This is a genomic window from Rodentibacter mrazii, assembly GCF_001998825.1.
Lineage (GTDB): Bacteria > Pseudomonadota > Gammaproteobacteria > Enterobacterales > Pasteurellaceae > Rodentibacter > Rodentibacter mrazii.
In genome coordinates this window covers 1-19,992 of the sequence record NZ_MLHG01000063.1, presented here as the reverse complement: position 1 = coordinate 19,992, position 19,992 = coordinate 1, and the positions used below count along the sequence as shown (strand labels likewise).

Here is a 19,992-nt window from a genome sequence, read left to right as displayed (position 1 = left end):
TTATTACATATTGAAATAATTTGAATTTATAACGGACACACGCAGTGTGTCCCTACGGATAATCCCACAAATTGTTTTGCGCAACGGTTACATCATTAAAAGTGCGGCTGATTTTAACCGCATTTTAGGGTTTTACAAAATCTATTTCTATTCTCTGGCAAGGGCGGTAATGGGGTTCAATTGTGCAGCCCGTTTTGCCGGCATATAGCCAAATACCACACCAATGAGCGTTGAAAATAACACGGCTGTGATAATAGAGACAGTAGAAAATGCCATAGTGAAATCCTTCATAAATAGGTTAAATAGCAAGCCGATTAAACCGGAAAGCAAAATGCCGGTGATACCCCCAATTAAACAAATGAGCACGGCTTCAATTAAAAATTGCTGCAAAATATTAGTTTGGTGAGCGCCAATCGCCATTCGCACACCAATTTCTTTGGTGCGTTCCGTGACGGAGACCAACATAATATTCATCACACCAATCCCCCCTACAATGAGAGAAATAAAGGCAATGGAAGAAATTAAGAGTTTCATTGTGCCGGTAGTGCTTTCAATGGTTTGTTTAATGGTGTCGCTATTCATCACAAAAAAATCTTTCTTGCCATGGCGCAGGGTGAGTAATTCGGTGATGCCTTTTTCCGCCACGGTGGAATTAACATCATCGGCAATTTTCACGGTGATAGAGCTGATTTTTTTGCTGCCGGAAATGCGGTTCATCACTGTGGTGTAAGGTGCATAAACATTCAAAGAACTGCTTGCACCGCCCATTTGTCGGTCTGATACCACACCAATAATTCGCAATGGGCGTTTTTCAAACATCACCACTTTCCCAAGAGGTGATTCGTTTGGAAAAATGGCTTTTTTAGCACTTTCATCAATGAGAGCGACTTGATTATTTTCTTGTATATCTTGTGTGGAAAATAAACTACCTTGTTTTAGCGTTAGCCCCTCTACATCAAAATATTGTTCACCGACACCTTTCAGGCTTGTGGAAGAGAAAGTTTGATTGCCATACACCAATGTGCCGCTGGAAGCACTATTTGGTGTCACACTTTGTATGTAGCTTTGTTGATTTAATGCATTGGCATCATGAACGGTAAGATTTTGCATTTGCTCGGCACGGCGATCGCCAAAGCCTGTGCCATTGAAAATAGTCATCGTGCTGGTGCCGATACCTTTGATATTTTCAAGAATTTTCTGTTGTGAACCATTTCCTAGTGCTACAACGGAAACCACGGAAGTAATGCCAATAATGATCCCAAGCATGGTGAGTAAAGAACGCATTTTATGGGCGACAATGGCGCTGACGGACATCCGAAAGGCCTCAATGAGTTGATCTTTGCTAAAGCCAAAGTGCGGTCTAATTTTTGCTTGATTTTCAACTGCACTTTTAACCGGTTCTTTTTGGGAATCTGCAATGATTTCGCCGTCTTTAATTTCAATGACTCGGTTTGCACTGGCGGCAATGTCACGGTCGTGGGTGACCATAATAATGGTATGCCCTTCCTTGTGGAGTTGGCGCAGAATTTCCATCACATTTTGACCGCTGTGGGAATCCAATGCACCGGTGGGTTCATCGGCAAGAATAATTTCACCGCCATTCATTAAGGCACGGGCAATACTCACACGTTGTTGCTGACCGCCGGAAAGTTGGTTGGGTTTATTTTGCCATTTATCGCCTAGTCCCAATTTTTCGAGTAATTGTTTTGCCCGCTCAAGACGTTGAGTTTGAGGGATACCGGCATAAATGGCGGGTAGAGCTACATTTTCCGCGGCGGTAAGGCTGGAAAGTAAATTATAACGTTGAAAAATAAAACCGAATTTTTGGCTTCGTAAATCGGAAAGTTGATCAGGCGAAAGTTGGTGGGTTTCTTTACCGTCAATTTTATAAGAGCCATTGGTTGCTGTATCTAAGCAACCAATGATATTCATTAGTGTGGATTTTCCCGAGCCGGATTGCCCGATAATCGCCACAAAATCGCCTTTCTCAATATTAAGGGAAATATTTTTGAGAATATGGACACGATTTTCGCCTTCGCCAAAGTAGCGGTTGAGCTGATTAATTTCAATAATATTCATCGAATTTCTACCGCACTTTAGAACATTCTCGGGCCACGGTTGCTATTGCCAACTTGTTCGCCGGCAGCCACTTGTGACACGATGACATTTTCGCCTTCCGCTACACCGGATTTAATTTCTGTTTGGAAATCATTTTGTACACCGATTACCACTTCACGTCTTTCAGGTTGATTTTTCTCATTTAGTACCTTAACAAAGGTTTTCCCTTCTTTTTTTTGAACTGCCATATTGGAAACTAATAAGACATTTTGTGCATCGGCAATTTTGATATTATTTTCTGTTGTCATACCAATGCGTAAAGTGCGGTCAGGATTATCGACGATGAGATTGGCGTAATAATAAACCGCTGTTGTCGTACTTGAGGAACTTGAACTGCTTGAGGACGTGGAGGTATTGTCACTTTTTGTGGTAGTTGCCGGATCAACAGAGGAAATCACGCCATGGTAATAGGTGTTGGGATCAGACAAAATCGTAAAACTTACCTTTTGTCCGGCTTTGACTTTGGTAATGTCGCCTTCTGAAATTTCAGGTTTCACCAACATTCTACTGAGATCAGCGACCGTGACGATGGTTGGGGTGGTTTGTGCAGAATTGACGGTTTGTCCTTCGGAAATCGGTGTAGAAATGATCGTCCCATCAATAGGTGAAGTGATCTGTGTATAGCTCACATTAGTTTCCGCTGTATCCACTTCAATTTCTGCTTGTTTAATGGACTCTTTTAATGCTTCCACTTCGGATTTTGCCGCATCAAACGTATTTTTAGCATTGTTGACATCATCAAGGGACGCCGCTTTTTGTCCGTATAGTTTTGAATAACGGGAATAAGCGGATTGTGCAACGGTAAGTGCGGTTTCTTTTGCTTTTAATTGTGCCTGATAGCTGGCAAGTGCAGCTTTTTTCGTATTCAGCGTATTAATTTGAGTGGTCGAATCGATCTCTGCGATCAAATCGCCTTTTTTTACTTCCTGCCCAAGGGTTACAGCAAGTTTAGTGATTTTACCGGAGACCTGTGCTCCCACATCCACCTCGTTAATACTACTGATCGTGCCGGAGGCGACCACGCTTTTTTCTATGTTCCCACGAGTGACTTTTTCGGTCAGATAGGTGGATTGCTGGTTGTGATTGTTTACAAAAAAGTAATAGGCGAGTCCGCCTAAAATTAAGAGTCCGAGTATAACGAAAATTTTCTTCATTGAGCTTCAATTCCAACTAATGAACGTTTGTTCAGTTTGCGTATTTTAATGATAAACTCCGTGTTTTGCACGAAAAATTTGGAGATGAGACAAACCATTTTTTAATTGGTTTACTTCGGTTGTGAATTTTCACATGGCAAAATTAGCTGAAAATTAGGATGGAAAGGGCGCTATCCTCATATCTCGCTTTTTGACGGCAAAACGTATAGAATAGCACGATTATTTTTTCTATTGATTTGAGAAGGTTATGAGCAATACAGAACATGGTTTAGAAAATGCGGAAAATATTCGTCCGCACAATTTTATTACCCAAATTATTGATGAAGATCTAGCAAGGGGTAAACACAAAGAGGTTTATACTCGTTTTCCACCTGAACCCAACGGTTATTTACATATTGGGCATGCAAAATCAATTTGTCTAAATTTCGGCATTGCGAAAGACTACAATGGTTTATGTAATTTACGCTTTGATGATACCAACCCTTTGAAAGAAGATGTGGAATATGTGGATTCCATCAAAGAAGATGTGGAATGGTTGGGTTTCAAATGGGCGGGTGAAGTGCATTATGCCTCGGATTATTTTGATGCACTCTATAATTATGCCATTGAATTAATCAAAAAAGGTTTGGCTTATGTGGACGAACTCTCGCCGGAAGAAATGCGTGAATATCGTGGCACTTTAACAGAGGTGGGTAAAAACAGTCCTTATCGTGATCGCAGTGTAGAAGAAAACTTGGCTTTATTTGAAAAAATGAAAAATGGTGAGTTTGCCGAAGGAAAAGCCAGTTTACGGGCAAAAATTGATATGGCTTCGCCTTTTATGGTCATGCGTGATCCGGTACTTTATCGGATTAAATTTGCCAAGCACCATCAAACCGGTGATAAATGGTGTATCTACCCGATGTACGATTTCACTCATTGTATCTCCGATGCGATTGAGCGTATTACACACTCGTTATGTACATTAGAGTTCCAAGATAACCGTCGTTTATATGACTGGGTATTGGATAATATTTCGATTGAACGTCCATTACCGCACCAATATGAATTTTCACGCTTAAATTTAGAAGGTACGCTAACTTCTAAACGTAAGTTATTGAAATTATTGGAAGACGGCATTGTGGACGGTTGGAATGATCCCCGTATGCCGACTATTTCTGGTTTACGTCGTCGTGGTTATACGCCGGCATCAATTCGTGAATTTTGTCGCCGTATTGGAGTCACCAAACAAGATAACGTAGTGGAATATAGTGCATTAGAAGCCTGTATTCGTGATGATCTCAACCAAAATGCTTGCCGTGCAATGGCGGTAATTGATCCGGTAAAAGTGGTGATTGAAAACTTTGAAGGTGAAGAAATGTTGATAGCACCAAATCACCCGAATCGTCCGGAATTAGGTGAGCGTCAATTACCTTTCAGCAAAGAAATTTATATTGATCGTGCGGATTTCCGTGAAGAAGCGAACAAGCAATATAAACGGCTCGTGCTGGGCAAAGAAGTGCGTTTACGTAATGCTTATGTGATCAAAGCAGAGCGTGTGGAAAAAGATGCAAATGGTGAAATCACCACCGTCTTTTGTACCTATGATCCCGACACATTAGGCAAAAATCCGGCGGACGGCCGTAAAGTGAAAGGGGTGATCCATTGGGTTTCTGCTGTGCATAACCATCCTGCAGAATTTCGTCTTTACGACAAACTCTTTACCGTTGCCAACCCGGGGGCTGAGGAAGATATTTGCTCGGTCGTTAATCCAAATTCCCTTGTGCTAAAACACGGCTTTGTAGAACAAAGCCTTGGCAATGCGGAAGCGGAAAAGGGGTATCAATTTGAACGTGAGGGTTATTTTTGTGCAGACAGTAAAGACAGTCACTCTGAACATTTGGTGTTTAATCTTACTGTCAGCCTAAAAGAAAGCTTTTAGTTTTCATCAATGTAAGTGCGGTCAAAAACAATTCTGATTTTGACCGCACTTTTTTCTTTAATCGCTCTTAGGCAATGTTTAATTAGGTTCTAAGCCAATAAATTACCAACATATTTCACAAGCGTGATTAAGCTTAATATTGCCATGGAAACCACAACAATAGCACCTGAAATAGTCATCCACATCGGGTGTTTATAGTCGCCAATAATTTTCGTGTTATAGGCTGCGAGCAAAATTAAACTGAGAGAAATCGGTAAAATTAAACCATTTAATGTTCCGACAAAGACCAATACTTGGGCGGGACGTCCAATAGTCGCAAGAACGGCTGTCGAGATAACAATAAAAGCTACTATCCAACAATTTTTGTGTTTTTCTATTTTCGGTGAAAAACTGGTAATAAAGGAAACTGAAGTATAAGCTGCACCGATAACCGAGGTAATAGACGCAGCCCAGATAACAATACCGAAAATCATTAATCCAATATTACCGGCAGCGTATGAAAATGGGGTAGCGGCAGGGTTTTTGGGATCGAGAGTAATACCTTGTGAGACTACGCCTAAAACGGCTAAAAAAAGTACAATCCTCATTACGGAGGAAATTAAAATTGCTGACACGGAGCTTTTGCTGACTTCTTTTAGAGAAGTTTTGCCTTTGATGCCCGCATCTAATAAACGATGTGCTCCTGCAAAGGTGATATAACCGCCCACAGTTCCCCCCACAAGGGTAACGATTGCGATCACATCTAATTTCTCCGGTACGAATGTTCTGAATACGGCTTCACCAATGGGCGGATTTGTTTGGGCTGCAACGTAAATGGTTAAGGCTATCATTACGAATCCCATTATTTGAGCAAAACGATCCATGGTTTTACCTGCTTCCTTTACAAGGAAGACATATACGGCAATAGATCCGCTAATTATTGCCCCAATTTCAGGTGATACGCCTGTGAGAATATTCAAGCCTAATCCTGCGCCGCCCACATTCCCGATATTAAAGGCCAACCCGCCCATAACAATAAGTAATGAGAGAAAATATCCTGTGCCGGGGAGGATCACATTTGCAATATCTTGGGCTTTTTTTTCTGAAACGGCAATAATCCGCCAAATGTTTAATTGAGCTCCTATATCAAGCAAAATAGAGAGTAAAATCACAAAGCCAAAATTAGCGAGTAAAGACTGAGTAAAAGTTGCGGTTTGGGTGAGAAATCCCGGTCCAATGGCGGATGTTGCCATTAAAAATGCTGCCCCGAGTAAGGCATTGCGGTTATTATTTGCCATATTGACCTCTATAGTTTGTCACTAAAATGATGAATATTTTGCAGAAATGGTGATCTGTTCGGCTTGTAATGCGGCACGAATTTTTTTCGCAAATTCAATGGCGTGGTTACCATCACCGTGTAAGCAAATACTGTCGGCTTGAATGGGAACATTGATTCCCTCGACAGAAGGAACGCTTCCCTTCAGTACCATCTGTAGCACTTGCGCAACGGCTTCTTGATCATTTTCGACTAACGCATCATCACGGCTGCGTGGTACCAATGACCCATCACTGAGATAATGCCGATCAGCAAAAACTTCAGAAATGATTTTAAGCCCTTCTTCTTGGGCTGCGAGAAGCATAGCACTTCCCGATAACCCCATTAGGGCTAAATCGGGATTAAATTTTTTAATGGTTTGTACGATTAAACGAGCGAGAGCCGGATCTTTTGCTGCTTGGTTATATAACGCGCCATGAGGCTTAACATAACTTAACACGGCGTCTTCTGCTTCACATAAGGCTTTAATCGCACCGAGCTGATAAAGCAAACTGGCTTTGAGTTCTTCATTGGTTAAATCCATATTAAGGCGACCGAAATTCTCTCGGTCGGGATAGCCGGGATGGGCACCAATCGTGACGTTATTTTGTTTCGCCCATAAAATAGCTTTACGCATTTCGTTGTAATCTCCGGCGTGTAAGCCACAGGCAATATTGGCTGAGCTGACTAATTGTAATAATGCTTCATCGTTAGCACAGCCTTCAGCCAAATCAACATTTAAATCAACGCACTTCATTTGCTTTTCTCCTTACGTATGTCAAATAATCTTGATCTCGTTGGTATAATTCTCTCGCTTGTTGATGGTTAACCAGTTCAAAACAAACCCTTTCTCCAAAAGGGACTTGCGCCAATCTACCAATATCCGTTTGAATAATACAGGCGATTTTAGGATACCCCCCTGTTGTTTGCGAATCTGCCATTAATACAATGGGCTGACCATCCGGGGGAACTTGTACTGTGCCGATTGGAACTGCATGAGAGAGCATTTCAAGAGGGGAATTGAGTGTTAATTTTTGAGAGCCGGAAAAGCGATAGCCTATGCGGTTGCTATTTCGTTGCGATGTCCAGCTTTGTTGCCAAAATAATCTTTGGGATTCTGGGCTAAATGCTTCATATTCTGATGATGCAGTGGCATAGATTTTTCTTGCAAAGGGAATAGGTTCAATACCCAATGGACTCATTTCGGTGTCTCTTCGTCCAGTTGCAAGATGATCACCTGATTTGAGTAAGCGCCCTTGAAATCCTCCAAAGCCTGCTTGTAAGTTAGTGCTACAAGAGCCTAATACTTTCGGCACACTAAATCCTCCGGCAACGCAAAGATAGACATAATTTCCTTGGATAATTCTTTTGATTTTTAAGGTTTGACGTGCTTTTGCCGTATAACGCCAGTAAGGGAAAATAGGGAGTCCATCGAGTTCTGCCTCACATAATGCGCCCGTTAGGCAAAACGGCGTGTTGCAATCAAAGGTTACTGTTAGACTTCCTAAGGCAATTTCAAGTGCGGGCAAATCATTGGCATTTTGCAACAATAAATTTCCTGCTTGTAAGGCAAGACTGTCCATTGCACCGGAATGTCCAATTCCAAGGCTGCGCAAGCCAAAGCGACCTAAGTCTTGTAGATGAGCAAAGGCTTGAAGGTGTTGAATATAGATCATAAAGTCATCTCCTTCACAACAAAACGGACTTGATCGCCTGCTTTTAGTAAAACAGGCTGGTTTTGATTTACATCAAAAAGTTGAATGTCAGTTTTACCTAATAATTGCCATCCGCCGGGGGAAGTAAACGGATAAATTCCAGTTTGGCTTCCTCCGATTCCGACAGAACCCGCAGGAACTCTTGTTCTTGGTGCATCGCGGCGTGGGGTATGAAGTGATTCTGGCAATCCGCCTAAATAAGGGAAACCGGGTTGGAAGCCCATCATAAAAACCGTGTAATTAGGGGCGGTGTGACGATGAATAATTTCTTGTGCGGTGGTGTGGTGGAATTTCGCTACATCATATAAATCTTCGCCAAATTCCCCACCGTAATGAACGGGAATCTCAACTAATTTTCCTTGAAAATGCGTTTTCTGTGTTTGAACATTTTCCCAAAGTTGATGTACTTCATTGATAAGTGCTAGGGGATCGGTATGAAGATGATAAAAGAGCGTGAGATTATTCATTCCTACGACACTTTCAACAACGTTTGAGAGATTTTTTGCCAGTTCGGCTAATTGCCAAAGAGACTGCTGTTTTGATAACTCTGCGGGGGGAGGAAGTGAGCAAATCAAGGAATATTCGCTAGTATGATGGATAGTGAGCATATGTTGTCCTTACGTTGCTTTTTTGTTAAAAATTTTTACTCCTATTTTTTTGTCTAGTCAATAAAAAGGCTTATGAAAATGATGGAATATTTTCAAAATTGTGAGCGATATCAAGGTTTTTTACTGTATTTGGTGGGAATAAGGTCGGGATATTTAGGTTTTTAGGGGGATGATGGTAACATTGTTCTATCAAAATCATTGAATATAATAGAATGGTTCTTGATGAATGACGTTAGATTTTTTATGTTTGAAAGTATTAAAATGATGAATTTATCTCCTAATTTTTGGCAAACCAAATCCCTTCTTGAAATGACTGATTCTGAATGGGAGGCGTTGTGTGATAGTTGTGGAAAATGCTGTTATCGCAAGTATATTCAAGGGCGTGGGAAACGGCAGAAACTTTATTACACCCGTATAGCCTGCAATTTGTTGAACCTAGAAACCGGAAAGTGCGGTCATTATGCGGAACGTTTTAGTATTGAAAAGGATTGCACAAAACTCACTAAAAAGAATTTGCCCGATTTTCATTGGTTGCCGGACACCTGTGCTTATCGGCTTCTTTATGAAGGTAAATCCTTGCCTGACTGGCATCCGTTAATTTCAGGTGATGAACAATCGGTGAAAAATGCCGGTATTTTCATTGTTAATGGTGTGCATGAAAATGAAGTCATTGATTGGTTTGAATTTGTCATTGATGAGGAATAAAACTCACAGAAAAATGACCGCACTTACTTTTACACCGCCCCAACATAAATGCTGATAGACGGTAATTTTTATGCTAGAATCTGCCACCGATTTATTAGGACGAATAACATAGGAAAATATATGAAAGTTTTAGAAGGCGTCGTTGCTGCACCTAATGCAAAAGTGGCAGTGGTCATTGCCCGTTTTAATAGTTTTATTAATGAAAGTTTATTAGAAGGTGCGGTAGATACGTTAAAGCGTATCGGTCAAGTAAAAGACGAAAATATTACTCTTGTTCGCGCACCGGGTGCCTATGAGCTTCCACTTGTTGCTCGTCGTTTAGCGGAAAGCAAAAAGTTTGATGCGATTGTGGCATTGGGAACGGTTATCCGTGGTGGTACGGCACATTTTGAATATGTAGCGGGTGAGGCAAGTAGCGGTTTAAGTAAAGTGGCGATGGAATCGGAAATTCCGGTGGCATTTGGTGTCTTAACCACTGAAAATATTGACCAAGCCATTGAACGTGCAGGCACAAAAGCAGGCAATAAGGGATCGGAAGCCGCTTTAACAGCACTTGAAATGATCAATCTCCTTCAACAAATTGATGCGGCATAAATAATGGTAGAACAAAAACAAGTGAAAAAACCATCAGCCCGTCGTCGGGCTCGTGAATGTGCTGTGCAAGCCTTGTATTCTTGGGCTGTTTCCGGCAATTCGGCGGAACAGGTGGAACTCGCCTTTATGCTTGATCAAGATATGAACGGTGTGGATAAACCTTATTTTCGTAAACTATTCCGTCAAGCTGTGGAAAATATGGAAGCCGTTGATTTTTCTATTACGCCTTATATTGATCGTGCCTTTGAGGAACTTGATCCTGTCGAAAAAGCTATTTTACGTTTAGCGGTATATGAATTACGTTTTGAGCTTGATGTGCCATATAAAGTGGTGATTAATGAAGCCATTGAAGTGGCAAAAGTGTTCGGTTCGGACGATAGCCATAAATATATTAATGGTGTGTTAGACAAAATTGCCCCTGCATTAGGGCGTAAATAAATTTAGTGTTGTAGAAATGGCGCGCGTGTTTACGCGTGCTTTTTTATTTTTGTGTAAGGATAACCAATGGCAATGGGTGAATTTGATTTAATCAAACGCTATTTTGAGCAGCCACAAATTCAAGGGGATGATTCCGTTTCTTTATCAATTGGTGATGATTGTGCGTTAGTTTCTGTACCGGATGATAGCTGGCTTGCCATTACCACCGACACCATGGTGGAACATACCCATTTTCTGCCTTCCATTTCACCGGAAGATTTGGCTTATAAAGCAGTTGCGACCAATTTAAGTGACTTAGCTTCAATGGGGGCACAACCCAAGTGGATTTCCCTTGCCTTAACCTTACCAAAAGTCGATGAAAGTTGGCTTGAGCGGTTCAGTCAAAGTTTGTTACAAACATTAAAAAACTACAACGTCACATTGATTGGCGGAGATACGACAAAAGGCACGCTATCCGTTACCATTACCGCACAGGGCATTGTGGAAAAAGGAAAAGCATTATGCCGACATCAAGCAAAAGCGGGGGATTTGATTTATGTTTCCGGCACTTTGGGGGATAGTGCTGCCGGTTTGCAACAAATTTTATCGGGCAAACGTGCGGTGGTTTTTGACGAAGAATTTTTACAGCAACGCCATTTTCGCCCAACGCCACGAATCGCGCTTGGACAAGCATTAGTGGATATTGCTCATGCGGCCATTGATCTTTCTGATGGGTTAAATTCCGATCTCGGGCATATTCTTAAACGAAGTCAATGTGCGGCAGAAATTGAGCTTTCCAGCTTGCCGCTTTCCTCGTCCTTATTAAACCTTTATGAGTGCACGCAAGCAGAGCAATTTGCTCTAAGCGGTGGGGAAGACTATGAATTGTGTTTTACCCTTCCACCTGAAAATCAAACCATACTTGAGGCACGACTAAAAAATCTTGATGTGCCTTGCACCTGTATTGGAAGGATTGTTCCGGCATTTGAGAAAGAAAAGTGCGGTCAGTTTTTCATCCGTTTTTTGCGTGACGGTCAGCCGATGGAATATTCACCAAATATCGGCTTTGATCATTTCAAGGAATAAATATGATAGAAAATAATCCGTTAAAACGAATTTCTTTAAAAAATCCCATTCATTTGCTTGCCGTGGGCTTGGGTTCAGGTTTACTTCGTCCCGCACCGGGCACTTGGGGTAGTGCTCTTGGTACCCTATTAGGCGTGATTTTACTCGTACTTTTAGGCACAAAAACTTTCTTAATTTTGACCGCACTTTGTTTTGTTTTAGGCTGTTATTTATGCCAAAAAACAGCAGATGATATGGGCGTGCACGATCACGGTGCGATTGTATGGGATGAATTTGTCGGCGTATTTATTGTGCTTGCCGCTATTCCGACTTTATCTTTGCCGTGGATCGTAACGGCATTTGGGCTTTTTCGCTTTTTTGATATTCTCAAACCTTTCCCGATCCGATTTTTTGATAAAAAATTAGAAAGCGGTTTTGGTATTATGGTGGATGATGTATTCGCAGCGATTTATGCGGTAGGGGTGATTTTCTTGATTCAGATCTGGAGATAAAGTGTGCTAAATTTATTAATCGTTCATTTATTTGGTTTAATGACACCGGGGCCGGATTTCTTTTATGTGAGCCGAATGGCTGCAAGTAATTCTCGTCGAAACACGGTTTATGGCATTATTGGTATTACATTGGGTGTAGCATTTTGGGCGGCGGTTTCAATGCTCGGACTGACGGTACTATTTGCCACCATGCCGGCATTGCACGGTGTGATAATGATATTGGGCGGAAGCTATTTGGCGTATCTCGGTTTTTTATTGGTTCGTAGTAAACAAAATGCCGAATTTAAACCGCTTTCAGCCGAGGAGTTAAATCAACAAACCAACGCGAAAAAAGAAATTTTGAAAGGTTTATTGGTTAATTTATCCAATGCCAAAGCTGTCGTTTATTTTTCCAGTGTGATGTCTTTTGTGTTAGCCAAAATGACGGAAATATGGGAAATGGGGGTGGCATTCGGTTTAATTGTGTTAGTGACATTTTTTTACTTTTACCTGATTTCTTTTATTTTTTCGCGTAGTATTGCGAAACAGTTTTATAGCCGATATAGCCGTTATATTGATAACGTGGCAGGCGTGGTATTTTTGTTCTTTGGTGGCGTGTTAATTTACAGCGGCATCATGGAAATGATTCATTAAAAGAAGGAAGTAACTATGACATTGAAGATTGCGATTGTCGGTGCCGGTGGAAGAATGGGGCGTCAATTAATTCAAGCGGTTCATTCGGCGGAAGGCGTTGAATTAGGGGCGGCTTTTGAACGTAAAGGTTCATCATTAGTAGGCGCGGATGCTGGGGAACTTGCGGGTATTGGGCATCTTGGCGTTACAGTATCTGAGGATCTAGGCGCTCAAAAAGACAAGTTTGATTTATTGATTGATTTCACTCGTCCGGAAGGTACGCTTGAACACATCGCATTTTGTGTAGCAAATAATAAAAAAATGGTGATTGGTACAACAGGATTTGATGACTCTGGTAAAGCTGCCATTCAATCTGCCGCTGAAAAAATCGCCATTGTTTTTGCCTCTAATTTCAGTGTTGGAGTGAATTTGGTGTTCAAACTTTTGGAAAAAGCGACCAAAGTGATGGGAGATTATTGCGATATTGAAATTATTGAAGCACACCATCGCCATAAAGTGGATGCCCCTTCGGGTACAGCGCTTTCAATGGGGGAACATATTGCGAAAACCTTGGGGCGTGATTTGAAAACCCATGGTGTATTTTGCCGTGAAGGCATTACGGGCGAGCGTAAACGGGACGAAATCGGTTTTTCCACAATCCGTGCTTCTGATGTAGTGGGCGAGCATACCGTATGGTTTGCGGACATTGGCGAGCGGGTGGAAATTTCCCACAAAGCCTCAAGCCGAATGACTTTTGCAAACGGTGCAGTACGGGCAGGAAAATGGCTGAAAAATAAACCCTATGGTTTGTTTGATATGACGGACGTATTGGATTTGAATAATCTATAATTCCAATTCAAGATCTGTTTCCACACGACAACAGCATAATAAAATTTCATTAGGCTGAACAAAGGCAAGGGGCGTTTCCGGATAGGACACCTTGCCTTTTTTGATCTTCACCCGACACGAACCGCAATAACCGCTACGACATTGGTATTCGTGGTGAATATTATGATGTTCGAGATGGTCGAGTAGGCTCGTTTCATTATTGAACTCAAGGGTGGTTTGGCTACGAATTAAGTGGATTTTCATATTTTGCATATAATATTTGATTTGTTGCATAATTATATAGGAAAAACCGAAAACTCTGTTAAAATTCACCGCTCTTTTTGGTTGTAATGTGGTGTGTATGTCCAATAAAAAAATAGGATTATTTGCGTTAACTGCACTGGTACTCAGTTCCATGATTGGTTCGGGGATTTTTAGCTTACCGCAAAATATGGCTGAAGTAGCCGGTGCGAAGGCGTTATTGATTGGTTGGGCGATCACCGGTGTCGGGATTATTTTTCTGGGATTGTCTTTTTTCTTTTTATCCCGTCTTCGTCCTGAGCTCAATGGTGGAGTCTATACCTATGCCAAAGAGGGATTTGGTGGGTTAGTCGGCTTTTTTTCCGGTTGGGGATATTGGCTTTGTTCCGGCATTGGCAGTGTGAGCTATCTCGTAGTGGCTTTTGAGGGCATCGGCACTTTTGTGGATACGCAAGAGCAGGTCATTTTTGGTACGGGCAGTACTTTCTATTCCATTTTAGGTGCTTCACTTGTGGTTTGGCTCGTGCATTGGCTTATTGCCCGTGGTGTCAGAGAAGCGGCATTTGTGAATATGCTGGCAACCATCGTTAAAGTTTTTCCATTAATTTTATTCATTATTTTAGCCGCACTTTATTTTTCACCAACACAGTTTTTTACTGATTTTGACGGTGAAACTGTGATAAATCAAAATCAATCAGTGGATTTGATCACGCAAGTGAAAAATACGATGTTGATAACTCTTTGGGTCTTTGTTGGAGTGGAAGGGGCGTCAATTTTATCAGGACATGCAAGGAGGCAGCGTGATATTGGGACGGCAACCGTGCTTGGCATTTGTATTACCTTGATACTTTATGTGGCGATTACCGTATTGGCACTTGGTGTGCTGCCACGTGAAACCATTAGCACCATGTCAAACCCCTCTATGGCGCCGATTTTAGAATCAATGATTGGAAAGACGGGGAAAATTATCATTACTTTCTGCTTAATTGTTTCCGTGCTCGGTTCATATATCAGCTGGACAATGTACTGTACCGAAGTGCCTTATCGGGGAGTAGAGAGTGGAGCATTTCCACGTATGTTGAGTAAGCTTAATAAAAATAACACGCCCATTAATTCCCTTTGGTTTACTAATATTGTCATTCAGCTTTGTTTAATTTTGGTGTTATTTACCAGTCAAAGTTACACAAAATTAATTTCTCTTGCCACTTCGATGATTTTGGTTCCTTACATTCTTATTGGTGCGTATTTATTTAAATTAGCCCTACAACGTAAGGCAAAATGGTATATTCAGCTTACCGGTTTAATGGCAACCCTTTATGGCTTGTGGATTGTTTATGCTGCCGGTATGGATTATTTGTTTTTATCCGTTGTGTTATATGTCCCCGGAGTAACGGTTTACTTATATTCCCAACATCAGCAAAACGGCAAGTTCGGTCTTACTAAAAAAGAATGGGCGTTATTAATAATATTAACAGCTATATTTTTAATGGCGTGTTGGGAGCTGTCTCAAGGTTTGCTTTCTATTTAGGGGGAAGCGTGAAATTTTCTGTAAAAATTGTTGTGATATTTACCGCACTTTGCTCCACAGCTTGTACCACTGTGAGCAGAGAACCGGTGAAATCCATTGATATTTATGTAAAACCTTATTATTCCGCAGAAAAAGGCAAAGCGGAGAATGTATTTGTACATAAGCAGCTTGATCCAATGTTGCGAGAAAATAGCTTAAACGGGTATCAAAGTGCGGTTAAATTTGTGCAAGAAAATCCGGCACGGATTTCGCCTATGACAATGTTTACCTTGGCGGCCCGCGCTTATGATTTTGGATTACGTGATGAGGCGGTGAAATGGTTTTATCGTGGACAAAATCGTTTAATTACTGCACTGTATGTATTGGATTTGCCAAAGGCGACAGTGGCGGAAAATACCGGATTTAGCCAAGTCGTAGGGCAGTTTGTGAATCCTTATGCATTTTGTGATTTAAATAAACAACGTCAATTGGCAAAAGAGGCGGTAGATTGGGTAATCGCTCATCCTTATGAAATTATTTTTATGAAAGAATTACCCACCAAATTTCAAGATCGACAAATTGCTTTAAAAGAGGCGGAAGAAAAATTAAAGGCTCGTTTAAAGACACAGGATGAATTTTTTGCTAATCCACAGCATAAAGCGAAGTGGCAAAAAGAGCGGTTAGAAAATCATGTAAATGAAAGGTTCTGTTGGTAAAAAACAAAAATCCCTTAGCTTTTTAACTAAGGGATTTTGATTTTTTTAATTTGATGGCGGAGGAAGTGAGATTCGAACTCACGGAGGGCGTAAACCCTCGCCGGTTTTCAAGACCGGTGCCTTCAACCACTCGACCATTCCTCCGTACTTGACGGTGGGTAGTATAATTCAAAATTTCTTGATGTAAATAAAAAACGAGTGAAATCTATTTAGTCGACGTTTATTTATTCACTTTGAGTGTTTTTTGCTCAAAATAGGAAAATAATTTTTGCTCAACCATTGACTTTTTATACGCTCGCCCTTACTTTACGGTTTGATGCTAACTAACGTTATTAAGGAGCTTTTATGCAATCACGCATTATTGTTGACTCAAGAAATGAATCCTTATTAAGCACTCATAAAGTGCTTCGTAATACTTACTTTTTGCTTGGGCTAACAATGGCATTTTCGGCAGTAGTCGCCTATATTTCTATGGCGATGAATTTGCCTTATCCAAACATTATTGTTTTACTTGTAGGCTTTTACGGCTTACTTTTCATTACACATCGTTTAGCTGATCGTCCTGCGGGTATTTTCGCGGCATTTGCCTTTACCGGTTTTATGGGTTATACCATTGGACCAATTCTTAATATGTATGTGACAAATGGTATGGAAGATTTAGTCATGCTGTCGTTTGCCGGTACAGCGATTGTTTTCTTTGCCTGTTCGGCTTATGTATTGACGACGAAAAAAGATATGTCATTTCTTGCAACCGCAATGTTTGCCCTTTTCATTGTGCTTTTACTCGGTATGGTTGCAAGTTTCTTCTTCCAAATGTCGGCATTAGCCATTGCGATTAGCGCATTATTTGTTGTGTTCTCAACGATGACAATTTTGTATGAAACCAGTAATATTATTCATGGTGGCGAAACTAACTATATTCGTGCCACAGTGAGTATTTATGTAGCAATTTATAACTTGTTCTTAAGTTTATTAAGATTGCTTTCAATTTTCTCAAGTAGTAACGACTAAATTTGAAGAAAATAAAACGCACCTTGGTGATCATCAAGGTGCGTTTTTTATGTCATTTCTGTGGGAAAAGTGCGGTCAAATATTGGGTTAAATTTTCGTATTGAAAAGTAAAACCCACTTCAATAAGTCGTTTTGGCAAAACATATTGGCTTTCTAATAACATATTGGCGCGCTCACCTAAGACGAGTTTTAAAGCAAATTTGGGCACAGGGAAAAGTGCACAGCGTTTTAATACTTGGGATAATTGCCGGTTAAACGCTTGATTAGTGATTGGTTGAGGTGAAACGAAATTGTAAATCCCCTGACATTCAGTATGAGAAAGTAAAAATAAAATTCCGCTTACCATATCTTCCAACGCGATCCACGACCAATATTGCTTTCCTGAGCTTAATGGACCGGCTAAATTCCAATAATATAACGGGAGCATTTTTTCTAACGCCCCACCATCTAGTGAAAGCACCATACCGGTGCGAAGAATACAAACCTTTGTTTTGGCTTGTAATGCTGTACTTTCCCAGCTGTGGCAAAGTTTTGCCGTGAAAGTATGAGGATTGATCGGGCTTGTTTCATTAAGAGCTTGAGTCGGTTGATCACCATAAATCCCGGTTGCTGAACCGGAAATTAGCCGTGGTGGATTTACACCCGCGTTAATTAATGAGACTAATTGCTTTGTCAGGTTTATCCTACTATCAAACAGTTTCGTTTTTTGTGAGGCTGTCCAGCGTTTAGCAAAAATAGGTTCACCGGCAAGATTTATTACTACATCAAACTCATCTAAATTGTTCAGAGTAGAAAGTGCGGTCAAAAACTTCAATGTTTTCTGAGGGAAAATAGAACGTGCTTTTTCTTCATTGCGAGTTAAAAGCGTAATTTGATGCTGAGCTTGTAAAAGGGCAGAGATTAATTTTTTCCCAATCAATCCTGTCCCACCGGTGATAAAAATATTCATTAAAGTGAGTTTTCAAATAAATTTTTAATGTGTTCAATAAGGGTTGAAATTGAGGTTGTACGTGTTGGTGACACGAAAATTGTATCATCGCCTGCAATTGTTCCTAGAATCCCCTCTGATTTACCAATGGAATCTAACAGACGTGCGATTAATTGTGCTGCACCCGGAGTTGTTTTAATCACGATTAAAAATTCATTGTGATCAATATCTAATACGAGGTTTCGTAATGGGCTACTGGTTGCCGGTACACTTAATTCATTTGGTAAGCAATAGACCATTTCCATTTTGGTGTTACGTGCACGCACTGCACCAAATTTGCTTAGCATACGCGAAACTTTTGATTGATTTATACTCGGAAAACCTTGATTTTTTAATGCTTCAACAATCTCACTTTGAGAGGAGAAATGTTCTTGGGCCAACAATTCTTTAAATGCTTTTGTTAAATTATCCATTTTGTTCATTGTATAGTGGAATTAATTTGCATAAGCGTTGCATAAAAATTCAAAATATGCAACTAAAATGCAAATTTGAGTAAAAAAAGTAACAAGTTTTATTGAGAAATTTGAGCTAGATCTCATTATTGAATTTCTGTATTTGTAATTTATCAGTTTACCTTTTAAAATTTATGGAGTTAGTTAATCTACTTAATAAGGAGTACACATGAAAGTTGCAGTATTAGGCGCAGCCGGCGGTATCGGTCAGGCATTAGCATTATTATTAAAATTACAATTACCGGCAGGAACAGAATTGTCTCTTTATGACATTGCGCCGATCACACCGGGTGTGGCTGCCGATGTAAGCCATATTCCAACCGCAGTAAAAGTAAAAGGATTTTCCGGTGAAGACCCAAGCCCGGCACTTGAGGGGGCGGATGTAGTATTGATTTCTGCGGGGGTAGCTCGTAAACCGGGGATGGATCGTGCTGATCTTTTCAATATTAATGCCGGTATTGTTCGCAGTTTAATTGAAAAAGTTGCAGCGGTTTGTCCAAAAGCTTGCGTCGGTATCATTACCAATCCGGTAAATACTACAGTGGCAATTGCGGCAGAGGTATTGAAGAAAGCCGGTGTTTATGACAAACGCAAGTTATTCGGCGTAACAACCTTGGATGTTCTTCGTTCAGAAACCTTTGTAGCAGAATTGAAAAACTTAAATGTTTCTCGTACGACAGTACCTGTTATTGGGGGGCATTCCGGCGTTACCATTCTTCCATTACTTTCTCAAGTTCCTTATACAGAATTTACGACTGAGGAAATCGCACCATTAACAAAACGTATCCAAAACGCCGGTACCGAAGTTGTCGAAGCTAAAGCCGGTGGTGGATCTGCAACACTTTCTATGGCACAAGCTGCTGCTCGTTTTGCTCGTTCTTTAATAAAAGGTCTAAAAGGTGAAACGGTTGTTGAATGCACTTATGTAGAAGGCGATGGGAAATATGCGCGTTTCTTTGCTCAGCCTGTTCATTTAGGAAAAGAAGGTGTAGAAGAAATCCTGCCAATTGGTTTATTAAGTGAATTTGAACAAAATGCACTGGAAGCGATGTTACCGACATTGCGTGCAGATATTGAATTAGGCGAAAAATTTATTACCGGTTAATTCTAAATTTTTAGAGAAAAGGCGTCTAAATAATAGACGCTTTTTTTATAAAAAATAAAAAAATTAAGAAAAACCGTGACTTAGTTCACAAATTTGAAAACAGGTATTTGCATAACTATTTTGATAAGAGTAACCTAGCCCCACTAAAAACAAGTGCTATCCTAAATAGCCGACATCTATTTTGCTTTCCGAGTAGTGCCTCTTTTGAGGCACTTTTTTTTATTATAAATACAATAGAATTGAACTAATTTTCTAAATTAGAATCTTATGTATCGTCTCTTGACAAAATCATTATTTATAGGAGTTTTTTATGAAATCTTTAAAATCTTTATTAACTTTGACCGCACTTACTATGGCTGTTTCCGGTGCTGCATTTGCAAATGAAAGTACGGTGACTACTTTTAAAAAA

21 protein-coding genes and 1 tRNA gene are annotated in these 19,992 nt (G+C 40.5%); 12 read left to right on the top strand and 10 right to left on the bottom strand.

Features of this window, described 5'->3' with window-relative positions:
* Positions 1–147: 147 nt before the first annotated feature.
* Both BKK47_RS09525 and BKK47_RS09520 read right to left on the bottom strand, forming a co-directional pair.
* On the bottom strand, positions 148–2,079 hold the full coding sequence (locus tag BKK47_RS09525; protein WP_077494616.1) for a MacB family efflux pump subunit: 1,932 nt from the start codon (positions 2,077–2,079) through the stop codon (positions 148–150).
* A 17-nt stretch (positions 2,080–2,096) separates the two neighbouring features.
* On the bottom strand, positions 2,097–3,272 hold the full coding sequence (locus BKK47_RS09520) for an efflux RND transporter periplasmic adaptor subunit (RefSeq protein ID WP_077494615.1): 1,176 nt from the start codon (positions 3,270–3,272) through the stop codon (positions 2,097–2,099).
* Positions 3,273–3,519: 247 nt separating this feature from the next.
* On the opposite strand from BKK47_RS09520, the gene glnS reads away from it, so the two are divergent.
* Positions 3,520–5,193 carry a glutamine--tRNA ligase gene (gene glnS, locus BKK47_RS09515; RefSeq protein WP_077494614.1) on the top strand — a complete coding sequence of 558 codons (1,674 nt, stop codon included), beginning with the start codon at positions 3,520–3,522 and terminating at the stop codon, positions 5,191–5,193.
* Between the two features lie 89 nt (positions 5,194–5,282).
* On the opposite strand, the gene BKK47_RS09510 is transcribed toward glnS, so the two are convergent.
* The 4 genes from BKK47_RS09510 to pxpB are packed head-to-tail and all read right to left on the bottom strand — an operon-like array spanning position 5,283 to position 8,810.
* Positions 5,283–6,470, bottom strand: coding sequence for an NRAMP family divalent metal transporter (locus tag BKK47_RS09510; RefSeq protein ID WP_077494613.1), 1,188 nt, complete (start codon positions 6,468–6,470; stop codon positions 5,283–5,285).
* A gap of 21 nt (positions 6,471–6,491) precedes the next feature.
* Complete coding sequence (gene pxpA / locus BKK47_RS09505) at positions 6,492–7,244, bottom strand: 5-oxoprolinase subunit PxpA (RefSeq protein ID WP_077494612.1); 753 nt, start codon at positions 7,242–7,244, stop codon at positions 6,492–6,494.
* Complete coding sequence (locus BKK47_RS09500) at positions 7,231–8,163, bottom strand: 5-oxoprolinase subunit C family protein (protein ID WP_077494611.1); 933 nt, start codon at positions 8,161–8,163, stop codon at positions 7,231–7,233. The genes pxpA and BKK47_RS09500 overlap by 14 nt, the downstream gene beginning before the upstream one ends.
* Entirely contained in the window at positions 8,160–8,810 is a 651-nt protein-coding gene (gene pxpB, locus BKK47_RS09495; protein ID WP_077494610.1) for a 5-oxoprolinase subunit PxpB, read from the bottom strand. Before pxpB ends, BKK47_RS09500 begins: the two co-directional genes overlap by 4 nt.
* Positions 8,811–9,074: 264 nt before the next feature.
* Here pxpB and BKK47_RS09490 point away from each other — a divergent pair, with 264 nt between their 5' ends.
* From BKK47_RS09490 to dapB, 7 genes are all read left to right on the top strand, one after another.
* Positions 9,075–9,515: a YcgN family cysteine cluster protein gene (locus BKK47_RS09490; RefSeq protein ID WP_077494623.1), complete on the top strand. Its 441-nt coding sequence runs from the start codon at positions 9,075–9,077 to the stop codon at positions 9,513–9,515.
* A 120-nt stretch (positions 9,516–9,635) separates the two neighbouring features.
* Positions 9,636–10,109, top strand: a complete 474-nt coding sequence (gene ribH, locus BKK47_RS09485; RefSeq protein WP_077494609.1) for a 6,7-dimethyl-8-ribityllumazine synthase — start codon at positions 9,636–9,638, stop codon at positions 10,107–10,109.
* A 3-nt stretch (positions 10,110–10,112) separates the two neighbouring features.
* On the top strand, positions 10,113–10,547 hold the full coding sequence (gene nusB / locus BKK47_RS09480) for a transcription antitermination factor NusB (protein WP_077494608.1): 435 nt from the start codon (positions 10,113–10,115) through the stop codon (positions 10,545–10,547).
* A gap of 66 nt (positions 10,548–10,613) precedes the next feature.
* Positions 10,614–11,612, top strand: coding sequence for a thiamine-phosphate kinase (gene thiL / locus BKK47_RS09475; RefSeq protein WP_077494607.1), 999 nt, complete (start codon positions 10,614–10,616; stop codon positions 11,610–11,612).
* A gap of 2 nt (positions 11,613–11,614) precedes the next feature.
* Positions 11,615–12,103 (top strand): phosphatidylglycerophosphatase A family protein, encoded by a 489-nt coding sequence (locus BKK47_RS09470; protein WP_077494606.1) that lies wholly within the window; start codon positions 11,615–11,617, stop codon positions 12,101–12,103.
* 3 nt (positions 12,104–12,106) lie between these two features.
* Positions 12,107–12,736, top strand: coding sequence for a homoserine/threonine efflux transporter (locus BKK47_RS09465; protein ID WP_077494605.1), 630 nt, complete (start codon positions 12,107–12,109; stop codon positions 12,734–12,736).
* A 15-nt stretch (positions 12,737–12,751) separates the two neighbouring features.
* Positions 12,752–13,564: a 4-hydroxy-tetrahydrodipicolinate reductase gene (gene dapB, locus BKK47_RS09460; RefSeq protein ID WP_077494604.1), complete on the top strand. Its 813-nt coding sequence runs from the start codon at positions 12,752–12,754 to the stop codon at positions 13,562–13,564.
* Here dapB and yfaE read toward each other — a convergent pair.
* On the bottom strand, positions 13,559–13,807 hold the full coding sequence (yfaE, locus tag BKK47_RS09455) for a class I ribonucleotide reductase maintenance protein YfaE (RefSeq protein WP_077494622.1): 249 nt from the start codon (positions 13,805–13,807) through the stop codon (positions 13,559–13,561). The two genes, dapB and yfaE, sit on opposite strands and share 6 nt — an antisense overlap.
* A 97-nt stretch (positions 13,808–13,904) precedes the next feature.
* Here yfaE and BKK47_RS09450 point away from each other — a divergent pair, with 97 nt between their 5' ends.
* The gene (locus BKK47_RS09450) at positions 13,905–15,332 is read left to right on the top strand and encodes a basic amino acid/polyamine antiporter (RefSeq protein WP_077494603.1); all 1,428 of its coding nucleotides are present in this window, start codon (positions 13,905–13,907) and stop codon (positions 15,330–15,332) included.
* Positions 15,333–15,340: 8 nt separating this feature from the next.
* Positions 15,341–16,027, top strand: coding sequence for a hypothetical protein (locus tag BKK47_RS09445; protein ID WP_143529615.1), 687 nt, complete (start codon positions 15,341–15,343; stop codon positions 16,025–16,027).
* Between the two features lie 54 nt (positions 16,028–16,081).
* Here BKK47_RS09445 and BKK47_RS09440 read toward each other — a convergent pair.
* Positions 16,082–16,171, bottom strand: a tRNA-Ser gene (locus BKK47_RS09440).
* A gap of 201 nt (positions 16,172–16,372) precedes the next feature.
* Here BKK47_RS09440 and BKK47_RS09435 point away from each other — a divergent pair.
* Positions 16,373–17,038 carry a Bax inhibitor-1/YccA family membrane protein gene (locus BKK47_RS09435; RefSeq protein ID WP_077494602.1) on the top strand — a complete coding sequence of 222 codons (666 nt, stop codon included), beginning with the start codon at positions 16,373–16,375 and terminating at the stop codon, positions 17,036–17,038.
* Positions 17,039–17,090: 52 nt separating this feature from the next.
* On the opposite strand, the gene BKK47_RS09430 is transcribed toward BKK47_RS09435, so the two are convergent.
* Positions 17,091–17,987 (bottom strand): TIGR01777 family oxidoreductase, encoded by an 897-nt coding sequence (locus BKK47_RS09430; RefSeq protein WP_077494601.1) that lies wholly within the window; start codon positions 17,985–17,987, stop codon positions 17,091–17,093.
* Positions 17,987–18,439: a transcriptional regulator ArgR gene (gene argR / locus BKK47_RS09425; RefSeq protein ID WP_077494600.1), complete on the bottom strand. Its 453-nt coding sequence runs from the start codon at positions 18,437–18,439 to the stop codon at positions 17,987–17,989. Before argR ends, BKK47_RS09430 begins: the two co-directional genes overlap by 1 nt.
* Positions 18,440–18,647: 208 nt before the next feature.
* Between argR and mdh the strand changes: the two genes are divergently transcribed.
* Positions 18,648–19,583 (top strand): malate dehydrogenase, encoded by a 936-nt coding sequence (gene mdh / locus BKK47_RS09420; RefSeq protein WP_077494599.1) that lies wholly within the window; start codon positions 18,648–18,650, stop codon positions 19,581–19,583.
* Positions 19,584–19,992 lie beyond the last annotated feature (409 nt).